We start from the raw sequence: 4,548 nt of genomic DNA on the forward strand, positions 1-4,548 counted from the left end.
CTTCGACCCATGGCTCGTCGAGAAGCGCGAGAGGAACACGTGTGGTCTTGCCTGCACCGGGTGGCGCGACGAGGACGGCATTGGTCCGCGCTTCCAGGCTCGCCGCGAGATTGGCGAGCACGGCGTCGATGGGCAGGATTGTCTCGAAAGCGCGCATGATCGCGTGATGGCTCATGCGGCGAGCGAGAGCAAGCGCCCTCGCTCCTCAGGCGGCAATGCCGTAGCGGCGCAATTCAGCGGTGAGATCCATCGGCTCGAGGAAGTGAATCGCGTGCATCCCCACGGCTCTGGCGCCTTCCACATTGGCGTTGGAATCGTCGATGAAGACGCAATCCGCAGCGCTCAACCCATAACGGTCGAGAAGCAGGTCATAGATCTCGGGTTGCGGCTTCAGGAGGCGCTCATCGCCCGAAACAATGATGCCGTCGAATTGCGACAGGAATGGATAGCGGTCCTGCGACAGCGCGAATTTCGGACTGGAGAAGTTCGTGATGCAATAGTTCGGAACGCCGGCTTCGCGCAGACGGGCCAGAAGCGCGACATTTTCGTCGATTACTCCCGAAACAGTCTCCTCCCAACGCTCGTGAAACGCGCGGATGGGTTCCGCATGATCGGGGTGATCCGCGATGAGGAGATCGACCGCCTCTTCCCAAGAACGCCCGCGATCCTGCTCCAAATTCCACTGGTTGGTGCAGACTGACGACAAGAACCATTCCATCTTGGCCTCATCGGTGAACATTTTCCGATAGAGGTTACGCGGATCCCACCGCAGAAGGACGTTTCCGACGTCGAAGACGACGGTCGTGGGCTTCCGATCAGTCATGTCTACCCTCTCTATTGCCTTGGCGGCAAAGGCTTTATCGGTTCTGAGGCGGCAAATCTATCTCTAAAGCGGCTTTGCGACTGCGGCGAGCTTCGCCGCCGAAGGCTCGTCCGGCGGCGATGTCCCAAGAGGCGTGTCAGCCTCCGATGTTGAACGCCGCCAGCGCCGCCATGTTGACGATATCGGCGTCCGTCGCTCCGAGCGACACGATCTGCACCGGCTTGTCGAGCCCGACCGCGAGCGGTCCCAGCACCATCGCACCGCCAAGTTCCTGCAGCATCTTCGTCGAGATCGACGCAGAGTGGAATGCCGGCATGACAAGCACATTGGCGGGACCGGTGAGGCGACTGAACGGATATTGCGCCATCAGATCGCGATTGAGGGCCACGTCGGCGGACATTTCGCCGTCGTACTCGAAATCGAGCCGCATGTTGTCGAGGATCTCGACGGCTTGCTGGATTTTTTCCGCCCTTTCCGCCTTCGGATGGCCGAAATTGGAAAACGAGAGAAGTGCGACCCGGGGCTCGTAACCCAAGCGCCGCGCAACGCCTGCGGATTCGATCGCGATTTCAGCCAGCTCCTGCGCGCTCGGCATTTCGTGAATCGCCGTATCCGCGACGACGACCGTTCGTCCTCGGGCCAGACACAGCGAGAGACCGATCACGCGATGCCCGGGCTTGGCGTCGATGACGCGSCGAACGTCGTTCAGCGCGGTCGAGAAGTTGCGTGTCACGCCGGTGACCATCGCATCCGCGTCGCCAAGCGCGACCATGGATGCGGCGAAGTGATTGCGATCCTGATTGATCAATCGCTGGCAATCGCGAAACAAGAAGCCTTTCCGCTGCAGACGCTCGTAGAGGAACTGCGCATAGGTCGCATTTCGGTGGGATAGTCGCGCGTTGTGGATCTCGATGCCCTCGCGTCCGGCGAGATCGATACCGGCGAACGCCGCCGTCTCATGTACGCGCTCCTCGCGACCGACCAAAATCGCTGTGCCCAAACCCTGATTGACGAACGACAGGGCAGCGCGGATGACCTGTTCTTCCTCACCCTCGGCAAAGACGACACGCTTGGGAAACTTGCGCACCCGCTCGAAGATTCGATTCAACGTCCCCGCGACAGGGTCACGCCGCGCCGACAGCTGAGCGCGATAGGAACGCATGTCGACGATGGGTCGGCGCGAGACGCCGGTTTCCATCGCCGCCTTTGCGACCGCCGGCGGAATGGTGTGGATCAGGCGCGGATCGAACGGGACCGGAATGATGTAATCCCGGCCGAATCTGGGCCGCGATCCCTGATAGGCGGCGGCGACCTCGTCGGGCACATCCTCCCGCGCCAGGGCGGCAAGAGCTTCTGCCGCCGCGATCTTCATTTCCATGTTGATGGTGGTGGCCTGCACGTCCAGCGCACCGCGGAAAATATAGGGAAAGCCGAGGACGTTGTTGACCTGGTTGGGATAGTCCGATCGACCAGTGGCGATGATGACGTCGTCGCGAATGCGCGCGACTTCCTCAGGCGTAATCTCCGGATCGGGATTGGCCATGGCGAAGATGATCGGATGCGGCGCCATGGAGCGGATCATGTCATCCGTGAACGCTCCCTTGGCGGAGAGACCGAACACGGCGTCCGCGCCATTCAAAGCATCAGCGAGCGTGCGCGCTTCGGTTTGCGCCGCATGCGCGGATTTCCATTGGTTCATGCCTTCCGTGCGACCGCGATAGACGACGCCTTTGGTGTCGCAGAGGATGACGTTGTCCGGCGCGAAACCCATCGCCTTGAGAAGCTCGGTGCACGCAATACCCGCGGCGCCGGCGCCATTTACGACGAGCTTCGTCTTCTTCATGTCGCGCCCGGTCAGATGGAGCGCGTTGATCAGACCTGCCGCGGCAATGATCGCCGTGCCGTGCTGATCATCATGGAAGACCGGGATATCCATCAATTCGCGCAAGCGCTCTTCGATGATGAAGCACTCGGGCGCCTTGATGTCCTCGRGGTTGATGCCGCCGAAGGATGGACCGAGATAGCGCACGCAATTGATGAACGCGTCGGGATCTTCCGTGTCGACCTCGAGGTCGATGGAATCGACGTCCGCGAATCGCTTGAAGAGAACTGCCTTACCCTCCATCACGGGCTTTGACGCGAGGGCACCGAGATTGCCGAGCCCCAGRATSGCSGTGCCGTTSGAKATSACSGCGACCATGTTGGAGCGTGTGGTGTAATCGAAGGCGAGGGACGGATTCTCGGCGATGGCCTTCACGGGGACCGCGACGCCGGGAGAATAGGCGAGCGACAGATCACGCTGCGTCGCCATCGGCTTTGTCGGCACCACCTCGAGCTTGCCGGGACGCCCCTGGGAGTGGAACTGCAGCGCCTCCTGATCGGTGAAGGTGGGGCGGCTGCGGCGGGACGGGGGCTGTTCTGACATGGGGGCTTTCTGCGGCTTCTTTTTACGGGGYGTTTCCTCTAGGTGGTGACCTTAAAGCACAGGGACGGCCTTCCTCAAGACTTGTCCACATGCGGGGATCGATCGCGACGAGTCATGGTGAAAGGCTCGGCCGGCTTTGCTAGAAAGGGCGGGATGTCAGCCCAAACTCTTCCCCAACCGCCTGAAAGCGCCTCTGAGCCCTCCCCTACGCCGGGGGCCCCGGAGCACCGCGTCACACCCATGATGGCGCAGTACGTGGAGATCAAGGCCGCCAACCCCGACAGCCTGCTGTTCTACCGGATGGGGGATTTCTACGAACTGTTCTTCGAGGACGCCGAGATCGCCAGCCGATCCCTCGGCATCGTCCTGACCAAGCGTGGCAAGCATCAGGGGCAGGATATCCCCATGTGCGGCGTTCCGGTCGACCGAGCCGACGACTACCTGCAACGCCTGATCGGTCTTGGCCACCGAGTCGCCGTTTGCGAGCAGACCGAGGATCCCGCCGAAGCCAGGAAGCGTGGCGCGAAATCGGTCGTCAAACGCGATGTCGTCCGTCTCGTCACCCCCGGAACGATCACCGAAGAGCGGCTGCTCGACCCGGGCCGGGCCAACCTGTTCCTCGCCATCGCGCGCCGTCGTGCGTCGGAGACGGCGTGGTCCTACGGTCTCGCCGCCACGGATATTTCGACCGGGCATTTTATCTTGAGCGAAACGGACGGTCCTGGCCTCTCGGCGGAAATCGCTCGGTTCGAGCCTCGCGAGATCATCGTATCCGACGTCATTCACGACGATCCCGAGCTTGCGGCGTTCTGGAACGAAACGAAAGCGGCGGTGACGCCCCTGTCCCGCGACGGGCTCGACCCCGCATCGGCGGAGCGCCGGCTCAAGGACTATTTCGGCGTCGCAACGCTCGACGCTTTCGGTGCGTTCAGCGCAGCTGAGGTTACGGCTGCCGGAACCGCGCTGTTCTACATCGAGAAGACGCAAATCGGCAGCCGGCCGGTCCTCAATCCGCCGATTCAGGCGGCGACACATGCGACGCTCGCCATCGACGCGGCAACGCGCGCCAATCTGGAATTGACGCGCACATTGTCGGGCGAGCGGACAGGCAGCCTTTTGGCGACGATCGATTGCACGGTGACACCTGGCGGAGCACGCCTTCTCGCCGAGCGCCTAGCCGGGCCCCTCACCGATCCCACTCGGATCCGCGAGCGCCACGATGCCGTCGCAAGACTCGTGACTGACAATCTTTTCCGGGACAAGTTGCGCAATATCCTCAAACAGACTCCGGATTTCGCGC

The 4,548-nt window shown here is 62.1% G+C and carries 3 protein-coding genes; 1 reads left to right on the forward strand and 2 read right to left on the reverse strand.

The window, feature by feature from the left end; all coding sequences use genetic code 11:
* Window positions 1-205: 205 nt before the first annotated feature.
* Both AC1DT3_RS12775 and AC1DT3_RS12780 read right to left on the reverse strand, forming a co-directional pair.
* On the reverse strand, window positions 206-823 hold the full coding sequence (locus AC1DT3_RS12775; RefSeq protein WP_477465627.1) for an HAD family hydrolase: 618 nt from the start codon (window positions 821-823) through the stop codon (window positions 206-208).
* Window positions 824-959: 136 nt separating this feature from the next.
* A complete protein-coding gene (locus tag AC1DT3_RS12780) occupies window positions 960-3,248 on the reverse strand; it encodes an NADP-dependent malic enzyme (RefSeq protein ID WP_477465628.1) in 2,289 nt (762 codons plus the stop codon).
* A 153-nt stretch (window positions 3,249-3,401) separates the two neighbouring features.
* On the opposite strand from AC1DT3_RS12780, the gene AC1DT3_RS12785 reads away from it, so the two are divergent.
* The coding region (locus AC1DT3_RS12785; RefSeq protein WP_477465629.1) for a MutS N-terminal domain-containing protein at window positions 3,402-4,548 on the forward strand (1,147 nt) is incomplete at its 3' end.

The organism is Microvirga sp. P4_G7 (assembly GCF_056401005.1).

Bases quoted from the DNA above. Each gene is read 5' to 3' on its own strand.
- AC1DT3_RS12775 (WP_477465627.1), bottom strand. From the start codon at position 823: ATGACTGATCGGAAGCCCACGACCGTCGTCTTCGACGTCGGAAACGTC.